This is a genomic window from Lederbergia sp. B243.17, assembly GCF_057657925.1.
In genome coordinates this window covers 44,683-69,972 of sequence record NZ_JBWBKF010000073.1, presented here as the reverse complement: position 1 = coordinate 69,972, position 25,290 = coordinate 44,683, and the positions used below count along the sequence as shown (strand labels likewise).

Below are 25,290 nucleotides of genomic sequence, written 5' to 3'. Positions count from 1 at the left end.
GAGAATCGATCAGCATCCATAGGAGGAATTATTCATGATTTCAGTAAACGAATTTCGTACAGGACTAACAATCGAAACAGACGGCGCTATCTGGCGCGTCATGGATTTCCAGCACGTTAAGCCGGGCAAAGGGGCTGCCTTCGTTCGCTCCAGACTGAGAAACCTGCGCACAGGTGCTATTGCTGAAAAAACATTCCGTGCTGGTGAAAAGGTTGAAAAAGCCCAAATCGACAACAAAACAATGCAATACCTTTACGCCAACGGAGACATGCATGTCTTCATGGACAACGATTCATACGAGCAAATCGAACTGCCGGCTAACCAGATCGAATATGAGCTGAAGTTCCTGAAAGAAAACATGGAAGTCCACATCATGATGTACAATGGCGAAACACTCGGCGTCGACCTCCCGAATTCAGTGACACTCGAAGTAACCGAGACAGACCCAGGCATCAAAGGGGATACAGCATCCGGCGGATCAAAACCGGCAACGATGGAAACAGGCCTTGTCGTTCAAGTACCATTCTTCGTCAACGCTGGAGACCGCTTGATCATCAATACGACAGACGGTTCATATGTATCAAGGGCTTAATTGCATACAATAAAACGGTCATTTTTAGCTCTCCCCGAAAAAGCGGGGAGGGCTTTTTATTTGGGAAGGGATTTGCGAAGGAGGGACAAAAAAAATGATAAAAGGGCCCTTTGGTCTTTTTTGTCGGCAAACAGAAAGAAATATCCGAGTCCAAACTCCTGATTTTACCCGATATTCATGCTGCCCATTTCCTTCCTCCTAGTTTAATGAAAATGTGACGGAAATATGTAGGTACTTCTTCCTTGTACCTCTTTCAGCCACTCCCAATATGGGTTCGTCCAATAACCGGTACTGATATTTACTTAGAATGACGGGATGGAAGGATATTGAAGTTCGACTCCTTTTTCCCATCAGGCGGACCCAAATTCGCAATCCTTCGTACATACATAACTCGGTTCCGCGAACAATTGAGAGGAGTGGATAGGGTGGACAAACTTCGAAAACTTTTGCTGCCCGTGTTGGCTGCCATTTTCCTGATTGGAAACTTTTCACCGTTCCTCCAGACGGCATCCGCATGGGACGCGCCGGCCTGGGACCTGGACAAGGAGCAGAAAGAGCAGAAGGAAGTCCCGGAGGGATGGAAAGAAGAGCATGAGGAGGAGTTTTCAGAAGAAGGGGAGAAACCGGATTATGTAGACATGAGCCTGTGGGAACTTCTCGCGTCTCCGGAAGAGATGAAGGCGTATATAAAGCGCCTCAAAAACAACTTGGCACAGCTGCCTGCTGATGTGTATGATTATATCCATTTCGGAGAAGCCGGGGCAGAGCTCCAGCAGTGGTTTAAGGAGGCGACCGACTATATATCCAACGGCGGTTTGCTGAATGATCTCAAAGAAATCGCATCATTTGAATCGGTAAAAGAATTTAGGAAATTGTTAATTACAAAGGAATTTTACACAGGTCTCGCCAATGATATGACAGTCGGGATGCTGGAGGACATCGAAGCTTTCGCGATCGGAACAGATCCGCAAACCGGCAAAAAGATAAACCTCCCGAACCGGCTCGACAAACTGGCCCAAACCATTGTCAAACCAGAAAAAATCTTCAAAAAGGTCAAGGCGCTTGATCCAATCATGGAAAAGCTGAGCATCAAGAAGCTGGATGGCAAGAGCAGTAAGAAAGGGCAACCCCGTTACATGAATAAGAAAAAAGCGATCCTCCTTATTGAAGAATTGCACCCTTTAATGCAATAAGGCTATTCCTCAGAGTGGTCCTAAGGTTCAATGGACAGTCCCCAAAAACCCTCTGAAAATCTTTGTTTTAAATTTTGGAGTTCTGTATTAAAATTGATAAGGTTCTCAATTTATTTATATTGGGGTTGAAAGTATGGAAAAGACTCTTACTTCTACTACACAACAAATGAATATGCAGCTTCAGTTAGACGATTGGCTGTTAAAGCATAAGCTCTATACGCATCACGGGCAATGTGCAAGTTATATTCCAGCTTTACAAAAAGCAAACCCTACTGATTTGGGTATTTGTTTGATTTCTCAAGATGGGACGATTTTAAAATCTGGTAATGTGGACACGGCATTCACATTGCAAAGCATTTCTAAGGTTATAAGTTTTATAGCTGTTTGTATAGATTATGGTATTTCTGAAGTGTTAGAGTATGTAGATGTCGAGCCTACAGGAGATGCTTATAACTCCATTTTCCGATTGGAAATTAACCAGCCAGGAAGACCGTTTAATCCAATGATTAACGCAGGAGCTCTTACTGTATCCTCCATGTTAAATGGAGAAACTTCCACTGAAAAACTCAACACAATTCTCGATTTAATAGCAAAAATGATTGGTAAACGCCCAACGATAAATGATGAAGTTTTTCAATCTGAATGGGAGACCGCCAATCGAAATCGGTCAATTGCTTACTGGCTTAAGGAAACAGGCTACTTGAAGTCAGAGGTAGAAGAAACACTAGAGGTATATTTAAAGCAATGTGCAATTGAAATTACAGCACATGATTTAGCGATTATTGGACTTGTGTTAGCTCAAGATGGAAGACATCCTTTTACAAACGAACAAATTATTCCTAAAAAGGTAACGCGCTTAGCAAAAACCTTGATGCTAACTTGTGGAATGTATAATTACTCCGGTAAGTTCGCGGCATTTGTAGGTATACCCGCAAAAAGTGGTGTGTCTGGTGGTATTATGGCAGCTGTCCCACCTCGTTCGGCAGAAAAAGCACCTTTTTCGAACGGATGGGGTATTGGAGTATATGGACCGGCTATTGATCAATACGGAAACAGTACCGGTGGCGTAATGCTGTTGAAGCATCTTGCAGAGAATTGGGATATGGGAATATTTTAAACATCATGGAAATAGTAAGGGTGAATGAATGGGTGGAAAAATTCACCTCCTCAATTCACCCTTTTCATTAAAATTTCTTCACCCTATACAGCCCGGTTCTAGACTGCTTTATTCTAATGAAGGGCAAATGCTATGTGTTTGGGGACTTTGAAAGTTGGCATAAAGTCATGGAATGAAGGATATTCAAGATTGATCCGCAGAGCCGCTCTGATTCGGTACATACTCCTCACGAAAACACTGCCAATCATGGTTAATATTGGCGTGTTTTTTCTATTTCTCTTAAAATAGATAAGAGGGATAGGGGGAACAGCATTGGATACATTTTTACATCGTTTTTTGGATTCGTGGCGCTTTAATGGATGGCTGCGGCACGACATTACATTGGCTATTGTGCTTGGCATTGGAATTTTATTGATACTTTTTCTTCTGGTTAAGCATCGGAAGTTTGGAAGGTTATTTATCGTTATTGGGGTGTACGCTTTTATCAGCAGCTTTGTCATGATTATATTCGGTATGGCTGGCCGGAGTTTTCCGATTCAAGCGGTTTCCTCCGTTTATACAGATCCGGGAGAGGAAATTGCTGTTCAAATGGTAAGAGGGTTGGAAAATAACGGAACCTCTAATGGCATTACCCATATTATTTCCCACTATCAAATGGTGGCCATTAATCTGCATACCGGTGAAAAGCAATGGACCAAATCGTTTAGAAGTCGAGAAACACTTATTGGTCCTTTTATGGGCGGACTTCTTATCCATCATGTTGACGGGGAAATTGGAAAGCTTTCGCTGCTAGACATTCAAACCGGAAAAGAAAAGTTATCAAAGAAAGATTTTACTCAAGAAAAAAAACATGTAGCGGAGCTTATAAGCAGCTCAGCAACGGACTTAGCAATTATAGATAATATGTTGTACATAGAGGGAATTGATGGTAAATATTATCAGTATGACGGGAAGCAGTTAACAGAATATCCCGGAGCGAAAGAATATCTTACAACGATGTTTTTCATGGAATCCACGATTCCCAACTACTTTGCATCACATAATCAGCCATTAGACTCTAAGGTGTATGATGAAATTTCAAAGCATAAGGATGACGTGTTAAGAGAACCATCCGTTCAGCCATTTGAAAATTTAGATCCAAAGGTTTTGGATGTGAATCTGAAACAGCACACTGCACTCGTTTCTTATCGGAAAACGAAGCAGGAAAATGCTGAGCAAATCGTATTCTTTTATGACATGAACGAGCACCGCATTGTTTGGGAAGAAAATATAGGCAGGGTAAATTCAGAACAGAGAAGTCCGGGAGTGCGCGTTTTGGAAGACTATTTTGCAATTCAAGCAGGCGATGACTTCGTGTTGCTGGATAAGAAGACAGGAAAAGAAGTTATAAGATATGAACTGCGCTGGAATCGTCCCGCTATGTAAATTTGTATTCATGCGGTGGATAGTTTTGAAGATATCAAAATGAAACTGGTGATTCATTTAAGGGGAAACAAGAATAGTGGTGAGTTCATTGAAATATGAAAATGTTATAATTGATTTTCTTCAGTCTTTTCCAGAGTACAAAAGGGCATATAATGAGCACGTTGAATACAATAATGAATTGCTGCCCCACGTATTCTTCGGGGAAACGCTCAATGAAGATTTACCAGGCTTATTAGAGGAACATACAGATAAGAAAAGGTTAAAAAGTGTTTTCATGTTTCTTGAAAGGATGGCTACAGAAGGTGATCTGTACGTTCAAGAATTATTATCTACCACGATTCTAGAAAGACTGGGAGATAATCCTATACTTCTTAAGGTAGCCTCTGTATATATGGAAATAAAACAAAAATAGCTTTAGATGAAATTGAAAAGTATTGGGGACGGCAATAATTATATAATTGAAACCTTGGAAGAGTTTTTTATCCAAGGTTTCTTTTTTAGGTTAAATAAGTCGAATGAATTTATAAAATAAATAGATAGTAGTGCTAATATGGAGAAAGAATCGGTAAAACCTTGGAGGGAGAAGATTAGTGAGGATATTAAGAGCCTTTCAAGTGAGGGGACGTAATGGTGCTTCTGATGATGGCATTAAAATTTCATAAACAAAGGTCTAAGTGTGCGAATGTCGATCGGCGTGCTGGCGGGCACTTCTTTGTAGACCAGGAAGAAACTTGACCTGCCGAATCGGATATCGACTCTCTCTTCCCACCCGTCGGAAAACCGGCTAAGCTCATGGAAGACAGGAAAGTAAAGTGATAGGAAGGATGCCATTCTACACATTCGAAAGGAATTGGTCATTTTGGGGATTGAACCAATTCTCTGGGGGCTTATATACATTTTAGGGGCCATCTTGATAGCCTTTTTATTAAATCGAATTTTTGATCGACAGCGTAAATATCGTACTATACTCTATTTATCTTCAATGACTATTTTAGTAATCTTTGTACTCTATTTTCTTTTTACATTTGACTGGAACAGATTTCTATCGGATCAGTTTTATCCACATCGTTTAGTTTAAGAAAGAAGAGGTGGTTTTATGTTTGATCAATCCCCTTATTGTTGCAGGATGGAATGGGGTTTACGCGGTGCAAGAGATGCAGCCGATCGCGGGGACATGGTTATCATTGTTGATGTGCTTAGTTTTTCATCCACCGTTATTTCCGCTTTAAGGCAAGGAGCAATTATCTATCCTTTTCCGCCTCATGTAGATGGAAAAGAGTACGCGGAAAAAATCGGTGCTAACTATATTCTGGGCAGAGCTGAAGCAGCCAGATTGGGGAAACCGACGTTATCCCCTGTTTCATTTCAAAGAGAACACCGGAACAAGAAGTATGTTTTGTCCTCGCTGAACGGTGCATTTTGCACGTGGATTGCTTCCAAAGTACCGGCCCTGTTCATAGGCTCCTGCTTAATGCTTCATCGGTAGCTTCTGCTGCCAATCAATGGAGATTACAAAACAACACAACGATCACTGTTGTCCCTTGTGGTGAACAATGGAGTGATGGAAAAGAAAACGAAAACAGTTTTCGTCCGGCCATCGAAGATTACTTAGGTGCCGGAGCCATCCTTGCTTGCTTAGATGGAGAAAAATCACCAGAAGCCGAAGTATGTATAGGCGCCTTTCAAAACGCAAAAGAAAGAATCACTGAGCTCATCTGGGATTGTGGAAGCGGAAGAGAGTTACGGCAAAGGGGATTCGAAGAGGATGTACGTTTTTGCAGCCGTTTAAATGTTTTTGAGACCGTACCTATTTTAAATGACGATCATTTTATCATTTTTTAAACAGAAAGCTCCATCTTCAATTTTGTTGACTTAGCTCTTACCCTATACGAAAAAAATCATTAACGTAAATTGATCAATGCATTTTTTTGCCGGTTATTTCTTGTATGGGTTTGTGATGGGAACCCGCCAAAGGATTTAAATGATTGATGTTTCTAGTGCTTTAAGTGAAATATAGCTTGTAACTCACGTGACAGTCTGTTAGGTTTGGATAAAGACCAAAATATGACAGTGGCGTTTAGCCGAAGTCACTGAGAACGGAGCTGCTAAATGTCCGAAACGTCGTTGTACGATTTGAAAGATTTAGAGAAGAACCGTTTTATTTCCAAAGCAATTGATCTTGCGGGTGTCGGCGTGGTGATTACGGATCCATCACAGCCGGATAATCCGATCATTTATGTGAATAAAGGATTTGAAGAGCTGACTGGTTACAAAAGGAAAGAGATTATCGGACGGAATTGCCGCTTCTTGCAAAACGGTACGGCAACACCCGAACAGCGGAAAGAAATCAATTCCAATCTCGCGGCAGGCAGGACTGTCGATATGGTGCTGAAAAATTTTCGGAAAGACGGCACATTTTTTTGGAATGCGCTGAACATCTATCCAGTCTATATTGATGAGCTGGGGAGGGATATTTTCATTGGGATCCAAAAAGACATTACCCAGCAAATGGAAGCCGAGAAAAAGGCAGATCAATATTTGCTTGATGTGCGCAAGTTATCTTTGCCGATCATCCCGATCATGTACGAAAGTGCCATCATTCCTGTTCTGGGAGTAATGGATGAAGATAGGCAGCGTGAATTGCTCGACAAGGTCGGCAAGTATTTACAAGATACATCCAAGGAAAGGATCATCCTCGATTTATCTGGTATCGAGCAATATGATGCAAGGATGAGCCGAACGATCCACGCCCTGGACCAAATGACTACCCTGATGGGAGGAAGCTTGATTCTCGCAGGGATCACACCGCAGCAGGCGATGCAAAGTGTTCGGGGAGAGAATGATCTCCGCGGTCTTCCTTCGTTTGCGAGCGTGGAAGCGGCCATTCGCCAGCTGGGACTGAAGAGATAAACATACGTCCGCAACATCGCCGGACAGCAGCCGATCCTCGGGGATCCGGCTTTTTTTATTATGGTCTTCCTCAACTTTCTGAACAAAATGCATATTTCCGAGAGAGTTAGAATCGCCTATATATATGAGCTTTGTTCCTTAAATAAAGCTGTGACTTGATGATTTTGACCAGTTATGGAAAAAGTGAATCCTTTGTTTCAGGAAGAACGTACATATGGGAAAGAAGCATTACGAGTACGTCAATTGCCGAATTCCTACATTGGATAAATGCCGCATTGCAGAAAGGAAAATATGCAAAGGAGTGGACGAAACAATGACAAAGAGCAAGGACGATAATTGTGTTGTCGTAAATAATGCGGAAGAACTGCTTTCCGCATTGGAAAAAGTGGAAACCAATATTTTGATACCTAAGCATTTTAAAGAGGAATTTTTAAAAAACACGGATTTGCCGTTATCAGAGACGGAACAAATGGGGTTTGAACTAGGTTTCATGGGTTCGGCTAACTTACTAAGCAGTCCTTTATACCATATAATAAATTGGTTAAGCAAAGAAGATAAGCAACAGAAGAGGATAGACAGCAAACTCCGGAAATATTCCATTAAGAGAATGGACGAAGACCTTCTTTTGTATCTGCGCCAATTCGACTACTAAGCCACTTAAGTCATGATTGTGAAGGAACGGGATTTCTGCTTGTAACAGGAGGAAATGACAGATGAACAACGATATTTACCCGGACTGCCAAATCATCACTAGGAATATTGAGGCAGGCGAGCTTAGCAAATACCAGCTGCTCCATAAAATGAAGCAACACTCTATCCTGTTGAATACATTTGCCGAAATCCTCTTCGCCGACAATAGGTTCCCGATTACTCTTCAGAAATGCACATTTGAAACCGTTGAGCTTTCCGTATGTAATCTCGGCTTGCCTGAGGGCGGCACCATCACACAAATTTTTGACAATGCAAAAAAACTTGGTTTGAAATTATGCCCGGTGGAACTTGGCCCTTACCTCCGGCTTGCGTATCTGGATCAACCTGAAGGGAACACAAAGGTACACCCTCAGCATCAAGCTCCAAACGGATCCATTACGGTTGCTTCAGAATTCCTGACGGCGGATGATGCTTTTCCGAAGGGTTTTTACCTTCGGCGAATAGACGGTGAACTTTGGCTTCGGGGGTATATTTGTGACGATGAGCACAAATGGAATCCTGGTGATCGCTTTGTTTTTATTAAAGGCATGTTCAAGAAGACTTCATAAAAGGTTGGTTAACATATTGTCATTTCCGCTTTGGTTATTTTCCCTTTTTGGTCATGGACATAGTCTGTTCCATTCTCGCAGTTTTCTTCGTTTTCCCAGTTTACGATATACTCATTTCCCTTGTGGCGAATCGATATGATTTTCACTTTCCCAATGTGCTTCGTATGTTCTTTTAGCACAATTGATTTGGCGTCTTCTTCAGAAATGTTGGGTGCCGAGAGATTTTGACAGCCGCTCAAAACAACCAACAGGAAACATGCTAAAGCAATTCGTTTCATTTTTTTCCCCTCCATATTCTTTTAGAGGCAATCACTAGTATAGAAGTTACAACGAGTGGGATTGCTGATCTGCAGACAGCGTCAGCAGGCAATCTTCAAAAACAGGCTCTTGCCGGAATGGATGACCTCCATGGCGGCGGGGCTTTTTATTTGTAACAATGTTTGACAAATACATAGTTACGGTTATATACTAAGTACAAATGTTAGTTACAAAACTAAACTATGCGAAGGGGCGTAAATGGGATGAACGAGAGAGTGAAGAGGTATTTGGCGGAATGGTCGGGTTTTGAGAAAGTGTGGATTTTGCTGTTTACAGGGATCACCGTCCATTTGTATATTGCGTTTGAAGATACATTGCTTGGACTGGTAAGTTCGATTGCCGGAATGCTGTGCGTTGTGCTGGTGGCAAAGGGGAAAGTTTCGAACTATGTGTTCGGGATTGTACAGACAGCAACCTACGGGTATATCGCATATGGTTACGGGCTTTACGGGGAGGCGATGCTGAATTGGGCGTTTTATTTCCCGACCCAGTTCATTGGAATTTGGTTATGGATGCGCCATTCGAAGAAGAAGGAGGAGTCTAAACGGGGAGAAGATGTGTATGTCAAGCGGCTGACGCCGAAAGGATGGGCGGTCGTGATTGGTTCTTTCATCGTTGGGGCGCTCGTTTATGCGGAGGTGCTGATAGTGCTTTCCGCCCAGCAAGTACGGATCGACAGCATGGCGGTCGTCCTATCCGTAATCGCGCAAATTCTCATGGTGCAGCGCTATGCGGAGCAGTGGGTGATCTGGATTTTGGTGAACCTGCTGACCATAACGCTTTGGGTTGTCACTTTGGTGCAGACTGGCGGAAATGATTGGAACATGGTCATTATGTGGACGGCGTTCCTCGTGAACTCGATCTATGGATATGTAAACTGGGTGAAGTTATCGAAACTACAAAAAACGGATACGAAGGGGAGAAGATAAACATGAAGACGGTAGGACATTACGGCGGGAAGTTCATCCCTTTTCATAAGGGACACTTGTACGCGATTACGAAAGCGGCAGCACAGGTGGATACTTTATATGTAGTCGTCAGTTACGACGAGGAGCGGGATCGGAAGTTGTGCCAGGAGGCAGGGCTTGACTATATCGACTATAGGCGCAGGCAGCAGTGGATCATGACGTCTGTCAAAGGGATGCCGAATGTGAAGGTCTTAGCTGTCGAGGATCCGCCATGGGTGGATGAAACCCATATGTGGCTCGAAGGAGGGCGGAGGATGATCGAGGCGATTCCGGAAACGATCACCCATATATTTAGTTCGGAAAGTGCGTATGATTATTGGTTCCGCCGCATTTACGGAGAGGGTGTCCGCCATGTTGTGATTGACGAGGCGCGGGCAATCTTCCCGATCAGTGCGACGAAAATACGAAACGAAGGGGTGTATGCGAACTGGGACATGATCCCTGAAGCGGCCAAGCCGTATTTTACGAAAAAGATTGCGATTGTCGGAGTGGAATCATGCGGGAAGTCCACGCTGACACGAAACTTGGCGCAGCTTTTCGGGACGGAATACGTAGAGGAATATGGCCGGACGGTCAGTGAGGAAATTGGCGACGGCAGCTCGCTCTTGACGGAGGAACACTATCAGGAAATTGTCTTCGGGCATAAGCACATGGAGTTCCAGCAGCTAAAAAAGGCCAATAAACTGCTGTTCATCGACAGCGAGGCGGTCGTATCCCAATATTATGCGAAGATGTATTTCGGACGGGAACTGGATTTCATCGAAGGGGCAATCCAATCTCAGAGGTACGATCTGTACTTGTTTTTGGAGCCTGATGTGAAATGGGTGGCGGACGGTTATCGGACATTCAACGATCCCGAGGTGCGAAAGGAGACGAATGAGATTCTAAAGCGGATGTTCGATGAGCGGGGCATTCCATATGTCAGCATTAGCGGGAACTACGAGGCTAGGCTCGACCGGGCGATCGAGGAGATCACAAAACTTATTCGCCACTAATGGAGCTCGTCCTTCTCTGACCGTACTGGGCTTGCCATTCGGGCTGGTTAGGATTAGAATGCGACTAAGTGAACGATTAGAAAGGAGACGGGCAGAGTGGACGAACGCGAATTGCAGAACCTCAGTGAAAAGGAATTCATCGAACAGTATCGGCGAACGGAAAAGGACCGCTATGAAAAACCTTCGATTACGACGGATATGGTCATCTTCACTGTGGCGACTGAAAAGGTGCTTGATAAGCGGAAAAAGGCGGCGAAAGAGCTTCAAGTATTGCTCATTCGCCGCGGCGGCCATCCATACAAGGGTTCCTGGGCGCTGGCGGGCGGGTTCATGGGGATTGATGAAGACCTCGATACGGCCGTCCGCCGTGAATTGAAAGAGGAGACCGGTGTGGAGGACATCTATGCGGAACAGCTATATACATGGAGTGCCGTAGACCGGGATCCCCGTATGCGGATTGTCAGTGTCAGCTACCTCGCGCTGGTCGATCAAAGCAAACTGCCGCCACTGGTAGCAGGGGACGACGCGGAAGACGTAAGGTGGTTTACCGTCCGGGATACTGTTACAGACGTCCATGAAGAGGTTGTCGGCGGAACGGTCAGGCGCACCGAGACCCTAGCCCTGAAGCTGACTTCCGGAGACATTACCCTGTCTGCGGAAGTGGAGCGGGTGACTGTGACAAAAGGGACGAATGTGCAGACGGACATGACAGTGAAAAGGCAGGAAGGAATTGCCTTCGATCATGCGGAAATCATCCTGTATTCGCTGGAGCGGCTGCGGGGGAAAGTGAATTATACGAACATTGCCTTCAACCTGGTTGGGGACGAATTCACTTTGCCGGATCTGCAGCAGGTCTATGAAGTAATCCTCGGCAGGAAGCTGAACAAAGTCCAGTTCCGCCGCTATGCAGAAGAGATGGTGCTGGACACAGGCAAAGAAATCCGGACAGGCGCCTACCGCCCATCGAAACTATATCGCTATAACCCGGCATGGGTACAGGACCGGTGGAAATAAGCCGTACCGTTTCGCTTGGTTAAAAATTGATAAAAAGCATTTCTTTGATGGTATACTTGTGTTGGAAACTTCAGATAACAAGGAAAGATGAGGTTCTATATGGAGGTTAGCCGAGAAACTCAGGAGTTATCGATTCGTTCGTTGGAATCAACTTTACATAAGCTTTCACATGCTGAAAAAAACATGACAGAAAAAGGGTTCCATACAACACTCGTAAAGAAGAGGAAAAATGCCATAGGGATTGGTTTGGAGAGCCTCAAAAACGAATGGGGCAGAGGAGATTTCCTTTTTAATGAAGAAGAAATCTTGTCTGCCATAGAGATCCTGCAAGGTTTGATTCCACCTATCAAAACGCAGCTAGCAAAAGCGAAAGAAGGCAGTTCCCAAAAAACATTAAATGAGCGTCGTCTCGTTGCCCTTCAACTGGCCAATGAATCTTTGGAAAACCGCCTTTCATAATGGTGTTTTGCAACTTTTAATAGGTTATGGGCAATGAATATAGTGATTTTGCAAAGGGAGTGGCAATTTGAAAAAGAAGAATATCTTAGGGCTGCTGTCATTTTTCACCGTTCTGTGCAGCGTGATTTTTTTCTTTATCATTCGCGGGCCAAATGCGAATATGATACTAGGTGTAACCGTGTTTGCGGTTCTGTCTGTGCTGGGAATTATATTTGCCATCGCTTCTAAAAAGATATGGTTCATGCTTACTGGAATTCTTTTAAATGGGGCAGTACTCGTGTTTGCTTATTTTCTTTTGCTCGCAATCGGGATAAGCGAAGCATAACAATTTAGAGGAGGTATATGATGCTGAAGAAACCAAAAAAGCTGCAGCCGGGTGACCGGATTGCCACAGTGAGCCCATCTTGGGGAGGAGCAGGAGATGCTGAAATTAGATGGAGGTACGAACAGGGAGTCAAGCGGCTGGAAGAGGTTTTTGGACTCGAAGTCGTGCCGATGCCGAACAGCCTGAAAGGGAGCGATTATCTATACCAGTATCCCGAAGCGCGGGCCGGAGATCTGATGACCGCGTTTAAGGACACATCGATCAAAGGGATTATTGCCAATATCGGCGGTGAAGAGAGCATCCGCTTGCTGCCGTATATTGATTTTGACGTGATCCGGGATAACCCGAAGGTGTTCATGGGCTATTCGGATGTGACCGTGTCTCATCTGTTCTGCCATAAAGCAGGGCTATCTTCATTCTATGGTCCCGCTGTTTTAACGGATTTTGCCGAGAATGTCCGGATGGATCCGTATACCGTGGAGATGGTAAATCGGACGCTATTCACAAGAGAGCCGATCGGCGATATCCAGCCTGCGAAGGAATGGACAAGTGAGTTCCTCGAATGGGCTGAGGAAAACAAAGACCAGAAGCGGAAAATGCAGCCGAATTCGGGATACGAACTCTTACAAGGGTCAGGCATTGTTAAAGGCCGGTTGATCGGCGGCTGCATCGAAGTATTGGAATTCCTGAAAGGGACCGAACTTTGGCCGTCAATGGAGCATTGGGAAAACAGCATTCTTTTCTTTGAAACATCTGAGGAAAAGCCGGATCCGAGCATGATCCGATACTGGCTGAGAAATTACGCAGCACAGGGAATTCTGGAAAAGACAAATGGGATCATCTTCGGCAAACCTCAGGATGAGAAATATTACGAGGAATACAAAACTGAAATCAGAAAGGTCATGAAGGAGTACGGCTTAGAGGAGCTGCCGATCCTGTACAACCTGAATTTCGGCCATACCGAACCGAAGTTTATTTTACCGTACGGCGCGATGGCTGAGATTGACTGCGATAGAAAGGCGTTTGCGATTTTGGAGAGCGGAGTGGAGTGACAAAGCTTCTAATTTGCCATTCGAGTGCGTAAGGATGAAGGGAGCGGTCGTAATCTAAAAACCAACTTGGACGAAAGGATGGCATATACTGGTGAAAATTATCATGAATGCGAGCAGATTGGTGCTTGGAGTCATTTTTTTCGTAGCCGGTATAAATGGATATTTTGTCATCTTCGGACTTGAGCCCTTCATTGCGACAAGTCCGGATGCGATGGCTCTGTTTGAGTTCAAGCATCTGCTGGTGGCTGTAAAAACTTTAGAGGTGATTGGTGGATTTCTCCTGATTATCAATCAATTTATCGCTTTGGCTGCCGCCTTCCTATCTCCGATCGCGGCGAATATATTCATGCTGCATGTGTTCGTTGACCACTCCCTTCTTCCGCTTGCCATCTTACTCGTCTTAGCACATGGGTGTTTATTGTACGGGTTGCTGGATAGTTACCAAGCCCTTTTCCGCAGAAAACCGGACATCAGATCATCGAATATCAAAAGGTGAGAGTGGGCCTCTGTCCCACTCTTTTTTATGTCATCTTTCAACTGATTGGTATACTAATTTTAATATGAAAGAGGGGACGCACATGCCGGTTAAAATCAAGCGCATTTACGAAAAAGCGGAAGCTGCGGACGGACTGCGCATTCTTGTCGATCGTGTCTGGCCGCGGGGGATGAGCAAGAAAGAGACAGCGTTGGATGAATGGCTCAAGGAAGTGGGGCCGAGCAAGGAGCTTCGCAAATGGTTCGGCCACGACCCTGTTAAGTTTGAGCAGTTCAAGAAGAAGTATATGGAGGAACTGGAGACGAACGAAGAGCAGAAACAGGCGCTTGCCAAGCTGATAAGCTGGACAAGCTGTGAGAGCGGAAATGTGACCCTCCTTTTCGGGGCGAAGGATGAAAAACATAATCAGGCAGTAGTGCTCAAGGAATTATTGGAGCACAGCTCGAATGAAAGAGGCAATCCCGACTGAAGCGGAGACGTGAACATTAGGAACGAGTACGTATACAAGTCTGAGGTCCTCAATTGCAGAGGCGATACTATGAAGTTGTTGAAGCTGTTCATGCAGTACGATCTCGATGGGGACCTAGTAGATGTCCCGATTGTTTCCGCTAATCATGTGGTGAACGATAGATTGATTGCCATTTTGCTAAGGAAATGGCTTTATTAAACGAAAAATGAATAAAAGTCCCTATCGTGATTTTGGTTGAGGTGAAGAGAGAAAAGCATATGTCGATGACAAGGGAAGCAAGGGCGGCAAGAATGGCAAAGATAGCAATAACACCAGCACCAGTAAGGGAGGCAAGGAACAGAACGGCGGGGGGAATAATAATGATGGTGACAAAGGCAAGAACTCTGGGAAGGATTTTTCTGACGAGAAGAAGGATGGGGATAAGGGAACTAGTAATACTCTTGCAAAATATGATGTGAAATTTGCCACCAGTAATATGATTAAAAAAGGAAAAATTTCAGTAAATGATTTAAAATCTATGATACCAAAGAATACACCTAATACTTTTAAACCAAGTGAAACCATAAAGAGCGGGCATAAATACAAATTTGAAATTAATGGTCAAAAAGTAGAAGTAAAATGGCATTCACCAGATTTAAATGCAAAACAACTATACCCTAATAGCAACTCAGGTAATACCTGAACTGCCCAGATAAAAATAGGAAAGAAACTTCTAGGAAGTGACGGTAAACTCTACAAAAAACCAAATAATTTAACACATATTCCAATAAAACAGGAGAATGAAAGATGAATTTTTCTCAATTTGAAGAGTTACCCGATTATTTGCCAGTAGATATATTGAAGAAGTATTTCATACAGGTTATTGAATATTACGAAGGGGCGGGGAATGTAAGTAAAATCGATTTATCGGAGGTTATATATCAACTCTCGGAAAGACAGTGGCACACGTACAAATCTTTAGATGAACCTATTAAACAGCAGTTGGATTCAATAATCAAAAATATTATAGATCCACATTCTTATGAAGTAATGGATAATATCACATCAATAATTGCATATTTAGGACTCCCAGAGAGCTTTCAAACATTAAAAGAAATAAATACCACAAATCTAACAGTTGATGTTAAAAAATTGATAGAAGGAACAATAAATGAACTAGATGAAAACATTGATAATCCATATTCGGGTTTAGAGTAATATCTTTTTATCCTTGATTGGCTATAGGCCTTTCAAGGATTCTTCCTGAATTTCTTCTTGATTAATCAATACCAAAAACCCTTGATTGGTTAATGTATAAAGTTAATACTGATGGTTAAAAGAACTCAGATCATATATATAAGACATCGCTGGCAAACTTATCTTATAAGCCACAAAACATAGCGTCCGCTGAATAACAGGCGGACGCTATTTGACGATTAAAGGATAGCTTTTTAATTTGGTTAAAAGGATAATATAGAATGATTTTGGTATAAATAAAAAAATTTTAAAGTTTTTGTAACGAATCATCAAATTCCTGGATATATAAGTGATTCATCCTCATGAGAAAGGAGGTCAACCGTGGATAAAGAAAAGATATATCAAGAACATGGGAACTTTATTTTTAGGTATTTACTAACCCTTACAAAAGATGGTCCATCTGCTGAAGATTTAACACAAGAGACGTTCTATCAAGCCATTAAGTCGATTGACAACTATCAGCATAACGGAAACGCAAAATTTTCAACCTGGTTATGTTCCATCGCCAAGAACGTTTGGTTACAAGAAATGAATCGTGAAAAAAACAAGCGCAAGTTGGTGAACTCATTAAGCGATGAAACCCCTGTTTCCTATAATTTAGAAGATGAGTATTTTAAAAATGAAGAGAAAATTAGTTTTTATAAAAAAGCTCAACAACTAAGTGAGATCAACCGAGAAATTCTTTATCTCAGATTATTAGGTGATCTATCCTTCAAAGAGATTGGCTCCATTTTGGGCGGCACAGAAAACTGGGCAAGAGTAACCTTTTATCGTGCAAAACAGCAAATCAGAAAAGGTGGGAAAAATAATGAATCATAGCGTTTTTAGAGATTTAATTCCGGGTTACATAGAAAATTTAACAAGCGAAGAGACGAATAAACATATAGAAAAACATATGGAACAGTGTGAGGATTGCCGACAATATGTGAAAGACATGCAAGACGACTTGCTGGAAGAACATGTTCGTGAGGAAAAAGTGGAAAAGAAAAATATCGACTTTTTAAAGAAGGTGAGGTCAAAAACCAGGAAAAAGATTTTTATTATTGTGGGATCCATTCTAGCCATTTTCATCGCTGGTTTCTTTTTCTTTACCGATATGTGGATTGCAGATGAAAAGAACATACAAACAACGGTCCAACAACAAGGTACAACGGTTACGTTGTCTTTTAAAACGAAAAACAACAACCGTTTTGTTTTGCCGATGACAATATGGCATCAAAATTCTATCCATGAAATCATTATTTATGAAAAGTGGAATGACTTTTCAGAGGCATCCAAACTCTTGAAAGCGAAAGATGGAAGTCCGGTCACGTTACTGTTTTTAGATGAAAACACTTTATTAGTGGATGGGAAAGAAAAGAAACTGACAGATGAAGACAAAATAACGATCCGATACAAAAATAGTACAGAAGAAATCCGCCTAAAGGGTTTATACAAACCAGAAAATAAGACAAAATGATGTAAATAAGAAAGAACGAGTGGCTGCATTACTTGTTCCAAATCCGTCCCTTTATACATAAGGGACTTTTTTATTGTTTGGTATGTAAAAATGTTACGACTTAGAGATGTTGGAAATTTAGATTAGAAGTTTCGATTGAAAAAGAAGGATGCTGGATAAGAACTTGGAAGTAGCAAGGCTGAGAATGTTTGGTGTGGGGAGGAGTTCTTATGGCATTATAGTAATTAACAATGGCGGAGAATTTTTAAAATTTTTGTTAAATACTTTTGAGAGCTAGGGAGGCAATCAAATGGTTACAGTGGATTTATATACGATGTGTATCGTGCAAGACGGAGATAAAATTTTATTATTAAATCGTCCAAGTAAAATGGGTTTTCCAGGGTACATCGGGGCAGGTGGGAAAGTTGATTTTCCTGAAAGCCTGACAGAAGGTGCAATTCGAGAGGTATGGGAAGAAACTGGACTGAAGGTAAGCGATTTAGTTTACAAAGGTTTAGATGAATATGTTGATCCAAAAAGAAATTATCGATATATGGTTTTCAATTACTTGGCTCAATCATTTGAAGGCCAACTATTAAGCGACCCGCCTGAAGGTGAGTTGCTATGGGTGCCCATTAAAGATGCACTAAATCTTCCGATGCAGTCATGGTTTAAAAGAAGACTGCCTTTATTTTTCGAAGAAGGCACCTTTGAGATATACGAAGTTTGGGATGAGGATGAGCAAATAACCATTAAGGAATCGATTAAGCAGATTTAGTTAGAGGAAAATATAGGGTTTTCTAGAAATGGTGGAGCATGATTATCGCCTTCCGTATAAAGTCCTTTTTTGACGAACCCCTCTTATGTTTTCATATCCTTATTTTATTGGCTGTTTTCTTAAAGGTTATTTATTTTTTCCATAGAAAATATCTGCTATATTCAATTCCTTATAGAATCCGTTAATTTAGAAACCGGATGAGGGTGTTGTCCGTATAAGAATTACTGGTGGTGATACAATGGCATTTCCTTCGAGTAAGGGTATATGTATGGGGATTGTAATTTGGGCTTCGATCGGTTTTTTTCTGTGGGTGTTATATCGCTCACTTTTTGTTCAACTTGATCTATGGGGTATCGTTGCAATGGTACTTCTAACATACTTTTTGGGAACCGTTTGGTTCAATACTAAATATAAAATAGAAAAAGGCAATCTCAAGGTATCGTGTGGTCACTTTAAAAAGTCTATTGATATACAAGAAATCAAATCGATTCGTCATACAAAAAATATGTTTACTGCCCCATCCCTTTCCTTTAATCGCATTGAAATACGTTACGGAAAGTATGAATCAATTCAGGTTTCCCCGAAAGACCAACAAGCATTTATAAGTGAGTTGATCAAGGTGAACCCCAACATTCAACTTGATAGTGAACTCAATAAATGTCTATAAGTCTTTCCCTTTATATGGGGTTTTTTATGCACTTTGAACATTTCAGTTGCTGCAGAATTGGTCTTTACCCTGGAATAAGCATTTGCTCCGCTGGGCTTTAATTGCTATCGAGTGTCGATTGCCTGGTTCCGCATTTTTCCTTAAGGAGACCAGCAAGATCCGAATGAAAAGGGACTGGTTTTCTACGATTGAGTATGTGACAAGTTGCTTAAGCATGGGATTGTGCCGACAGTGATCTATTGGTAAAAAGATGTCATAACGCCAGGCCATCGGCTACCAGCAGGTAAAGCAGAAGAGCGGTTGAATAGGGAGAAGGGTGCCGAATGATTGGTTTCGGCAGCTTTTTCTGTATAAACAATAAAGCCCGTCTGGAAAAATCAGCTCGCTGACTTCCCGGACAGGCCGCTTGGTGATAACTGTTTTGTGCTTAGATAATGACAGCTTCTTCGGATAGTTTTCTCGCTACTTCATCCTTGATCGTAATTCCGGATGCCTCTAATTCTGCAATTTTATCGGCGAATTGAGGTAGGTGATATTTGTGCGCAATCAAGAGCTCATCCAGCACACGTTTTGCCGTTTCGCCGCTTGGGATAAGCGGGTTGATGATGAACGCTTGCAGCGCCAATCCGTAATCTCCGGTCACGGCCGCTTCTTCAACGCATCTTTCCATATTCTTCATGACTTGCAGCCAGCCTTTTTCCGCCGGAGGGAGGGATCCGAACCCGATTGTCCTTGCGCCTGCAGCACCGATATAAGCAGATACTTCTACGACATCGTCCGGCGCCAGGTCAGGGATGGCCCCGTTGTTTTTTGCCGAGACGACCATCTGGGTGTTTTTATTGCCATAGATGGAGGCAATGCTTTCGCATGCTGCGTCCGAGTAGTAGGCGCCGCCGCGTTTGGCCAGCTGTTCCGGCTTATGATCGAGAGCGGGATCTTTATACAGCTCGAACAATTCCGCTTCTGTTTGCTTTACTTGCTGGGCTCTGGTGCCGACTTCGGGATCATTGTATTCCTCAAGCATATGCTTGAGCATTTCCTCATAGCGGTAGTAGTAGCGATGGTAGCCGCATGGAATCAAGTTCATTTGTTTCAGCTGCTCTTTAAAAAACGGGATATCGAATATATTTGCAGGAAGTCCGTTTTCTTCCTCATACAGTTTGTCGATAATTTGCGAAGTGACATCGTTCCCCGCCAGGTCTTGCACCCTGTGCCAGTGGAAATGGTTGATGCCGGCAAATGAATAAACGAGCTCATCGGTCGTTTTTCCGATTAACTGTGGTTCATGCATCATCGCAGTGACAGGAACATTGCATAAACCGATCACTTTTTCCCATTTACCATAGCGGATGATTGCATCGGTCACCATGCCGCTTGGATTGGCAAAATTGATCAGCCACGCATCCGGGCATAGTTCTTTCATATCCTCGACGATGCTTAATATAACTGGAATCGTCCGAAACGCTTTGAAAATTCCCCCTGCACCGTTAGTCTCCTGGCCCACCATTCCATAAGACAAAGGGATTCTTTCATCCTTCACCCTTGCGTCCAGCAAACCGACCCTGAATTGGGTTGTTACAAAATCGGCATCCTTCAATGCTTCACGGCGATCCAATGTTAAATGCACTTTAACATCATATGGTGAAGCGTCCCACATTCTTTGAGCCATTTTCCCTACAATTTGCAGCTTTTCTTTTCCTTCCTCAATATCAACAAGCCACATTTCCCGGATTGGCAATTCTTCATATCTTTTGATAAACCCTTCCATCAACTCAGGAGTGTAGCTGCTGCCACCGCCAATGGTTACAATTTTTACACCTTTTGTCATGTTGGTTTCCTCCTCGTTTTTACAACTGGTAGTGAAAATTTGTAAATGTTTTATTTAAGCCGGAAAGGCTTTTACATTCGCTTCCCTTACTTGTAGTATAAGTTTGTAAGGAAGATAATCAATGGAGTGAAGGAATAATCATTCGATATTCGCACTTTTGTTCACAAGAAACGTTATAATTTGTAAACAGTATTTACAAAATAGGGGGAATGTAAGATGTTGCTGACTGAGAAGATGAAAGACGATATTTTCTCACCGTCGGAAAGAATCATCATCAACTACTTGTTTGAACAAAGAGAGAATGTGAAAGACAAGACGACGAAAGAGATTTCCAAAGAGACGTTTACACATCCGTCTACGCTTGTCCGGATTGCGAAGAAGCTCGGATATGGCGGCTGGGTGGAATTGAAAGAGAAGTTTCTTGCTGAGATGGACTATCTGAATCGCCATTTCACTTCAATCGATGCCAATACCCCTTTTGAAGAGAATGATAGTTTGATGACCGTCGCCAGTAAAATGGCTCTCCTAAACCAGACGACAATCAGTGATACATTGTCTCTTTTGGAACATGAGGAGTTGCAAAAGGCAGCGAATATGCTGGATGAAGCAACAGTGATCAAGGTGTTTGCCGTGCGTCATAATCTGCTCATTTGCCATGATTTTCAAATGAATATGAACCGGATTGGTAAACCTGTCCGCCTCTGCACGGTCGATCCCCATTTTGAAGCGGTCCATTCTGATTCCAATACATGTGCCATTGTGATTTCCTACAGCGGGGAGAGCGAGAATATCGCCGGCTTGCTTCCGCTTTTGAAGAAAAGGAAGGTTCCGATATTAGCCATCACAAGCATCGGGGAAAATACGCTGACAAATGAAGCGGATTGCATATTGCGGATTACGACCCGAGAAAGACTTTATTCCAAAATCGGCAGTTTCAGCTCAATCGATTCGATCTGTTTCCTTCTCGATGTTCTCTATGCCTGTGTTTTTTCAAAAAACTATCAGCATAATCTTGAGTTGAAAACGCATATATCCGAGTACTTTGACCACCGGAAAAGTTCTAATGAAGTGATGCGGGAAACCAAGAAGGAAAAGGGAGTAGTGCAGAGAGAATAATTGTAGAAACCCTTTGATAGCATGAAAGAGGGGAGGGGACTTTGTGCTTCTCAAATTTTGCCTCTTCAGAAAACCCGCTGAACCTAGAGATGGCTGCGATCGTCGGGACTGTCGTAATAAGTGGATACTTATGCGCCATCCCGCTCCCCATCGACTTTGTCTGCGACAGGGAACGTCTCAGCTTTAGTGTAATTTCTTCATGTTTGCTCCTGTCTATTTAGCTATCGAAAACTTTGCTCAATAGTTCACAAAGTTTTCGGTTATGGACCGTTTTTCCAATGATCCGGCTGTTATACTGAACACATAAGGAATTGTATTAAAAATTATAAAAACATGAGGGTGGTCCGTTATGGAAAAAGTGTTCATTTTAGGGGGAACCGGGTTATTGGGGTATCATACGGTCAGAGAATTGCTAAGGAAAGGGTATGAAGTTTCAACCGTATCCCTGCCACCGATGCCGACTGCCGATTTATTGCCTAGGGACGTGGAGTGCAGGCTTGGAAACATTAATGAGATGACAGACGAACAAGTGATGGAACTGCTGCAGGGAAAAGACATGTTCATCTATGCTGCGGGTGCTGATGAACGAGCGCTTCCGGATGCGCCTGCCGTCAAGTTTTTCTATGAGGCGAACGTATTGCCTACACAAAGATTGGCACGCCTAGCTCGGAAAGCCGGCATCAAAAGGTTTGTTGTGCTCGGTTCATATTTTGCCCACTTTGCAGAAAAATGGGCGGATCTCCCCTTAAAGGACGAGCCTTATCCGCGGACACGGCTGTTGCAGGAGCAGGTCGCCATACTGGAAGGGGAGGGCGAAATGGATGTGATGTCAATCCGACTCCCTTATATTTTCGGCACAATGCCAGGCAGGACTCCGCTTTGGAGCATGTTCTTGCCGCAAATTCATGACAAGGATTTTGTGCCGGTGTTGGGCGGAGGAACGACGATGGTCACGGTCAAGCAGGTTGCTCAAGCTACGGTCGGGGCACTGGAACACGGAAAACATGGAGAAACCTATGCAATCGGTGATCTGAATATGAAACACGCTGATTTCTTCCGGTTGATCGCCGAGTTGCTCGGACAGAAAGACACCGTCATCCAGGTCGTTCCGCTGGAGCAAATGAAGCCAGCCTATGCAGAAGCGGATATGCAAACCGCAGAAGCGGGAAAAGAACATGGCATCCATATCGCCATGACAGCTGAGATCCAGAATCGTGATGCCTATATCGATCCGGAGGAAACGATGGCTGCCCTGCATTACGAGAAAGATGACGTAATCGCCGAAATCAAAAAAACAATCGCTTGCTGTATCGAGGCAATGGAGAATTAAGCTTGCCGTTTATCCAGGCACCTTCCATCTGAGAAGGTGCTTTTTATATGGGATAGGCAAACCCTTTCCAACTTAAACTTGTGATAATATAGAATAAAAATCTCAATATACATAAAGTTCGGAGGAGTGGCAGATGAATAGGGTTGGTCTGAAGGAAAAGCTGATACAGGGGTATGACAGAAGGCTGGACAAAGACGGAGTGAGCGGTAACCGGCTTGCGGAGCGGCTGGCAATCCTGGCTGAGATCGGCAGTACGGAGGATGGTGGTGTCAATCGGCCGGGTTATTCGCGTGAGGAGAAGCAGGCAAAGCGACAGGTGATGGAGTGGATGGAGCAGGCCGGGTTTTCTGTACAGGAAGACGGGGCCGGGAATGTGATCGGGCGGTTTACCGGAAAAACGGCTGGGCCGGCATTTGCTTCCGGTTCCCATCTTGACACCGTTCCGAGCGGCGGGAATTTTGACGGAGTGCTTGGTGTCTTGTCCGCTCTTGAAGTGGCCGAGGCTTGGAAACAGGCCGGTTACATCCCGCCCGTTCCATATGAGATGTTCATCTTTTCCGAGGAAGAAGGCTCCAGATTTGGCGCCGGGATTTTGGGCAGTGAGGCGATGATGGGCGAGGTGGACCGGAAAGCTGCTGAAGGGCTTACGGATAAAAACGGGGTGAAGTTTGCCGATGTGCTGGAAGCGTACGGAAGTTCAGTTGAGGCGTTTTTTGAAGCTGCCCGTCCGTTGAATGAAATCGGCTTTTTTGCGGAAGTTCATATTGAGCAGGGGAAACTGCTTGAAGCGGCCGATCTTCCAGCAGGAATCGTGAAGGGGATTGCCGGGCCGTCCGGACTCGAAATCGTTTTTCATGGAGAAGCCGGACATGCCGGGAATACACCGATGGCCGGGCGCCGCGACCCGCTCGTTGCGGCTGGGCGTTTCGTTCACGAAGTAAGTGCGCTGCCACCGCAATTCAGCGATACTGCTGTTGCGACAGTCGGCAGGCTCTATGTATCGCCGAACGGAACAAATGTCATTCCGGGCAAGGTTGAACTGACGGTCGATATCCGTGACATTGATAAAGGACCGCGAGATGCCCTGATCGAAAAGGTCCGGGAAACGGCGGAACGCTGTGCCGAGGATCAGGATGTACAAGCGGATATTTTGCTGTCTTACTCGCTCGATCCTGCTCCAGTGGCGGATGAAGTGCGCAACGAACTCCGGGAAGTGTTCAACGACATGGAGCTCGAACCGATGGAACTTATGAGCGGAGCCGGGCATGATGCAATGTTGCTTGGACGGCATATTCCGATGGCGATGATTTTTGTCCGCAGCAAAGACGGTATCAGCCACAACCCGGCCGAATGGTCGGAACTTGCCGATTGCCTGTATGGCATCCATCTGTTGAAAAAGTTCGCTGAACGCCGGATGGAGAGGATGGCTCGGGAGTAAGCGGCATTTACCCAGGCACAATGAGGAGTAGGTGTTGAATTGGAATTCATAACTGAAAAATTACTATATATCGCTTTGTTCATTTTCATCATCCACTCAATCGAAACACTGGCATATGCTGTTCGATTATCGGGGGCAAGGGTGAAATTGATTGCCTCAGCCCTGTCCCTTTTCAACATCATGGTAATGGTATCGAGATTGGCGAACATGATGCAGCAGCCTTTTACCGGAAGTTTGATTGATAACGCTCCAAATCAGGGTGCGCATGAGTTTGTGGAGATGCAGTTCCGTTTCCTGATTGGGGCATCAACGATCGGAACCTTTTTCGGCATCCTGCTATTGCCGACTTTTATCGCCCTCTTTTCCAGGGCCATCGTTCATTTGTCCGAGGAAAAGGGGTCTGTACCGTCACTGCTGAAAAGGCTGTTCTCCCTGCATTATATAAAGCGGGGCGTTATACATTTCGGTTTGCCGAAGTTTTCCTATCTCCGAGGCACAAAGATAAAAGACATCCCTCTCCGGTTGTTTTTCATCAATATGATCATCACCGCCATCTATACAATTGGTGTTTTCGCGGCATTGTATGCGGCTTTGCTCGTACCTGGCCGTGCTTCAACAGCGATCATGGCATCAGGATTGATCAATGGCATCGCCACGATATTGCTTGTCATCTTTGTGGATCCGAAGGTGTCTGTAGTGGCGGATGACGTCGTGAACGGGAGAGGGAGTTACCAGTCGCTTAAAAATCTCTCCATCATGATGGTCGCTTCCAGGTTTCTAGGCACACTGTTGGCGCAGCTGTTCTTAATTCCGGGGGCCATGTATATTGCCTGGTTTACCAAGTTCATTGCGTAGAGGGATGCTTAT

30 protein-coding genes are annotated in these 25,290 nt (G+C 43.8%); 28 read left to right on the top strand and 2 right to left on the bottom strand.

Annotated features, from left to right (window positions below; genetic code table 11):
- Positions 1 to 34 precede the first annotated feature (34 nt).
- From efp to AC0TWI_RS13740, 9 genes are all read left to right on the top strand, one after another.
- A complete protein-coding gene (gene efp, locus AC0TWI_RS13780; RefSeq protein ID WP_488126919.1) occupies positions 35 to 592 on the top strand; it encodes an elongation factor P in 558 nt (185 codons plus the stop codon).
- 425 nt (positions 593 to 1,017) lie between these two features.
- Positions 1,018 to 1,785 (top strand): hypothetical protein, encoded by a 768-nt coding sequence (locus AC0TWI_RS13775; protein ID WP_488126918.1) that lies wholly within the window; start codon positions 1,018 to 1,020, stop codon positions 1,783 to 1,785.
- A gap of 133 nt (positions 1,786 to 1,918) precedes the next feature.
- Positions 1,919 to 2,902 carry a glutaminase gene (locus tag AC0TWI_RS13770; RefSeq protein WP_488126917.1) on the top strand — a complete coding sequence of 328 codons (984 nt, stop codon included), beginning with the start codon at positions 1,919 to 1,921 and terminating at the stop codon, positions 2,900 to 2,902.
- 312 nt (positions 2,903 to 3,214) lie between these two features.
- Complete coding sequence (locus AC0TWI_RS13765; RefSeq protein WP_488126916.1) at positions 3,215 to 4,327, top strand: PA2928 family protein; 1,113 nt, start codon at positions 3,215 to 3,217, stop codon at positions 4,325 to 4,327.
- Between the two features lie 76 nt (positions 4,328 to 4,403).
- Positions 4,404 to 4,739, top strand: a complete 336-nt coding sequence (locus AC0TWI_RS13760) for a DUF7674 family protein (RefSeq protein WP_488126915.1) — start codon at positions 4,404 to 4,406, stop codon at positions 4,737 to 4,739.
- Between the two features lie 1,013 nt (positions 4,740 to 5,752).
- Positions 5,753 to 6,169, top strand: a complete 417-nt coding sequence (locus AC0TWI_RS13755; protein ID WP_488126914.1) for a 2-phosphosulfolactate phosphatase — start codon at positions 5,753 to 5,755, stop codon at positions 6,167 to 6,169.
- Between the two features lie 267 nt (positions 6,170 to 6,436).
- Positions 6,437 to 7,237: a YtvA family blue-light photoreceptor gene (gene ytvA, locus AC0TWI_RS13750; RefSeq protein ID WP_488126913.1), complete on the top strand. Its 801-nt coding sequence runs from the start codon at positions 6,437 to 6,439 to the stop codon at positions 7,235 to 7,237.
- 214 nt (positions 7,238 to 7,451) lie between these two features.
- Positions 7,452 to 7,889: a hypothetical protein gene (locus tag AC0TWI_RS13745; protein ID WP_488126912.1), complete on the top strand. Its 438-nt coding sequence runs from the start codon at positions 7,452 to 7,454 to the stop codon at positions 7,887 to 7,889.
- A 61-nt stretch (positions 7,890 to 7,950) separates the two neighbouring features.
- Positions 7,951 to 8,496 (top strand): helicase, encoded by a 546-nt coding sequence (locus tag AC0TWI_RS13740; protein ID WP_488126911.1) that lies wholly within the window; start codon positions 7,951 to 7,953, stop codon positions 8,494 to 8,496.
- A gap of 8 nt (positions 8,497 to 8,504) precedes the next feature.
- Here AC0TWI_RS13740 and AC0TWI_RS13735 read toward each other — a convergent pair whose 3' ends face one another.
- Positions 8,505 to 8,774 (bottom strand): hypothetical protein, encoded by a 270-nt coding sequence (locus tag AC0TWI_RS13735; RefSeq protein ID WP_488126910.1) that lies wholly within the window; start codon positions 8,772 to 8,774, stop codon positions 8,505 to 8,507.
- Positions 8,775 to 9,017: 243 nt separating this feature from the next.
- Here AC0TWI_RS13735 and pnuC point away from each other — a divergent pair, with 243 nt between their 5' ends.
- From pnuC to AC0TWI_RS13660, 15 genes are all read left to right on the top strand, one after another.
- Positions 9,018 to 9,743 carry a nicotinamide riboside transporter PnuC gene (gene pnuC, locus AC0TWI_RS13730; RefSeq protein WP_488126909.1) on the top strand — a complete coding sequence of 242 codons (726 nt, stop codon included), beginning with the start codon at positions 9,018 to 9,020 and terminating at the stop codon, positions 9,741 to 9,743.
- Positions 9,744 to 9,745: 2 nt separating this feature from the next.
- The gene (nadR, locus tag AC0TWI_RS13725; RefSeq protein WP_488126908.1) at positions 9,746 to 10,777 is read left to right on the top strand and encodes a multifunctional transcriptional regulator/nicotinamide-nucleotide adenylyltransferase/ribosylnicotinamide kinase NadR; all 1,032 of its coding nucleotides are present in this window, start codon (positions 9,746 to 9,748) and stop codon (positions 10,775 to 10,777) included.
- A 96-nt stretch (positions 10,778 to 10,873) separates the two neighbouring features.
- The gene (locus AC0TWI_RS13720) at positions 10,874 to 11,791 is read left to right on the top strand and encodes an NUDIX hydrolase (RefSeq protein ID WP_488126907.1); all 918 of its coding nucleotides are present in this window, start codon (positions 10,874 to 10,876) and stop codon (positions 11,789 to 11,791) included.
- A gap of 99 nt (positions 11,792 to 11,890) precedes the next feature.
- Positions 11,891 to 12,250 carry a hypothetical protein gene (locus AC0TWI_RS13715; RefSeq protein ID WP_488126906.1) on the top strand — a complete coding sequence of 120 codons (360 nt, stop codon included), beginning with the start codon at positions 11,891 to 11,893 and terminating at the stop codon, positions 12,248 to 12,250.
- Between the two features lie 67 nt (positions 12,251 to 12,317).
- Positions 12,318 to 12,575: a hypothetical protein gene (locus AC0TWI_RS13710; protein WP_488126905.1), complete on the top strand. Its 258-nt coding sequence runs from the start codon at positions 12,318 to 12,320 to the stop codon at positions 12,573 to 12,575.
- A 20-nt stretch (positions 12,576 to 12,595) separates the two neighbouring features.
- Complete coding sequence (locus AC0TWI_RS13705; RefSeq protein WP_488126904.1) at positions 12,596 to 13,627, top strand: S66 family peptidase; 1,032 nt, start codon at positions 12,596 to 12,598, stop codon at positions 13,625 to 13,627.
- 91 nt (positions 13,628 to 13,718) lie between these two features.
- The gene (locus AC0TWI_RS13700; RefSeq protein WP_488126903.1) at positions 13,719 to 14,123 is read left to right on the top strand and encodes a hypothetical protein; all 405 of its coding nucleotides are present in this window, start codon (positions 13,719 to 13,721) and stop codon (positions 14,121 to 14,123) included.
- An 82-nt stretch (positions 14,124 to 14,205) separates the two neighbouring features.
- Positions 14,206 to 14,592: a DUF488 domain-containing protein gene (locus AC0TWI_RS13695; protein WP_488126902.1), complete on the top strand. Its 387-nt coding sequence runs from the start codon at positions 14,206 to 14,208 to the stop codon at positions 14,590 to 14,592.
- Between the two features lie 69 nt (positions 14,593 to 14,661).
- A complete protein-coding gene (locus tag AC0TWI_RS13690; protein WP_488126901.1) occupies positions 14,662 to 14,790 on the top strand; it encodes a hypothetical protein in 129 nt (42 codons plus the stop codon).
- Between the two features lie 26 nt (positions 14,791 to 14,816).
- On the top strand, positions 14,817 to 15,050 hold the full coding sequence (locus AC0TWI_RS13685; protein WP_488126900.1) for a hypothetical protein: 234 nt from the start codon (positions 14,817 to 14,819) through the stop codon (positions 15,048 to 15,050).
- Between the two features lie 328 nt (positions 15,051 to 15,378).
- Entirely contained in the window at positions 15,379 to 15,789 is a 411-nt protein-coding gene (locus AC0TWI_RS13680) for a hypothetical protein (RefSeq protein WP_488126899.1), read from the top strand.
- Positions 15,790 to 16,149: 360 nt separating this feature from the next.
- Entirely contained in the window at positions 16,150 to 16,647 is a 498-nt protein-coding gene (locus AC0TWI_RS13675) for an RNA polymerase sigma factor (RefSeq protein ID WP_488126898.1), read from the top strand.
- Positions 16,601 to 17,287 (top strand): zf-HC2 domain-containing protein, encoded by a 687-nt coding sequence (locus tag AC0TWI_RS13670; protein ID WP_488126897.1) that lies wholly within the window; start codon positions 16,601 to 16,603, stop codon positions 17,285 to 17,287. Before AC0TWI_RS13675 ends, AC0TWI_RS13670 begins: the two co-directional genes overlap by 47 nt.
- Before the next feature lie 289 nt (positions 17,288 to 17,576).
- Complete coding sequence (locus tag AC0TWI_RS13665; protein WP_488126896.1) at positions 17,577 to 18,044, top strand: NUDIX domain-containing protein; 468 nt, start codon at positions 17,577 to 17,579, stop codon at positions 18,042 to 18,044.
- Positions 18,045 to 18,312: 268 nt separating this feature from the next.
- Entirely contained in the window at positions 18,313 to 18,711 is a 399-nt protein-coding gene (locus AC0TWI_RS13660) for a PH domain-containing protein (protein WP_488126895.1), read from the top strand.
- Between the two features lie 427 nt (positions 18,712 to 19,138).
- On the opposite strand, the gene AC0TWI_RS13655 is transcribed toward AC0TWI_RS13660, so the two are convergent.
- Positions 19,139 to 20,539, bottom strand: a complete 1,401-nt coding sequence (locus tag AC0TWI_RS13655) for a 6-phospho-beta-glucosidase (RefSeq protein ID WP_488126894.1) — start codon at positions 20,537 to 20,539, stop codon at positions 19,139 to 19,141.
- A 216-nt stretch (positions 20,540 to 20,755) separates the two neighbouring features.
- On the opposite strand from AC0TWI_RS13655, the gene AC0TWI_RS13650 reads away from it, so the two are divergent.
- The 4 genes from AC0TWI_RS13650 to AC0TWI_RS13635 all read left to right on the top strand — a co-directional run bounded on the left by AC0TWI_RS13650 (position 20,756) and on the right by AC0TWI_RS13635 (position 25,278).
- Positions 20,756 to 21,655: a MurR/RpiR family transcriptional regulator gene (locus AC0TWI_RS13650; protein WP_488126893.1), complete on the top strand. Its 900-nt coding sequence runs from the start codon at positions 20,756 to 20,758 to the stop codon at positions 21,653 to 21,655.
- Positions 21,656 to 22,004: 349 nt separating this feature from the next.
- Positions 22,005 to 22,985: an NAD-dependent epimerase/dehydratase family protein gene (locus tag AC0TWI_RS13645; protein ID WP_488126892.1), complete on the top strand. Its 981-nt coding sequence runs from the start codon at positions 22,005 to 22,007 to the stop codon at positions 22,983 to 22,985.
- Positions 22,986 to 23,118: 133 nt separating this feature from the next.
- Positions 23,119 to 24,423 carry a M20 family metallo-hydrolase gene (locus AC0TWI_RS13640; RefSeq protein ID WP_488126891.1) on the top strand — a complete coding sequence of 435 codons (1,305 nt, stop codon included), beginning with the start codon at positions 23,119 to 23,121 and terminating at the stop codon, positions 24,421 to 24,423.
- Positions 24,424 to 24,462: 39 nt separating this feature from the next.
- The gene (locus tag AC0TWI_RS13635) at positions 24,463 to 25,278 is read left to right on the top strand and encodes a lipid II flippase Amj family protein (RefSeq protein WP_488126890.1); all 816 of its coding nucleotides are present in this window, start codon (positions 24,463 to 24,465) and stop codon (positions 25,276 to 25,278) included.
- The last annotated feature ends 12 nt before the right edge of the window (positions 25,279 to 25,290 follow it).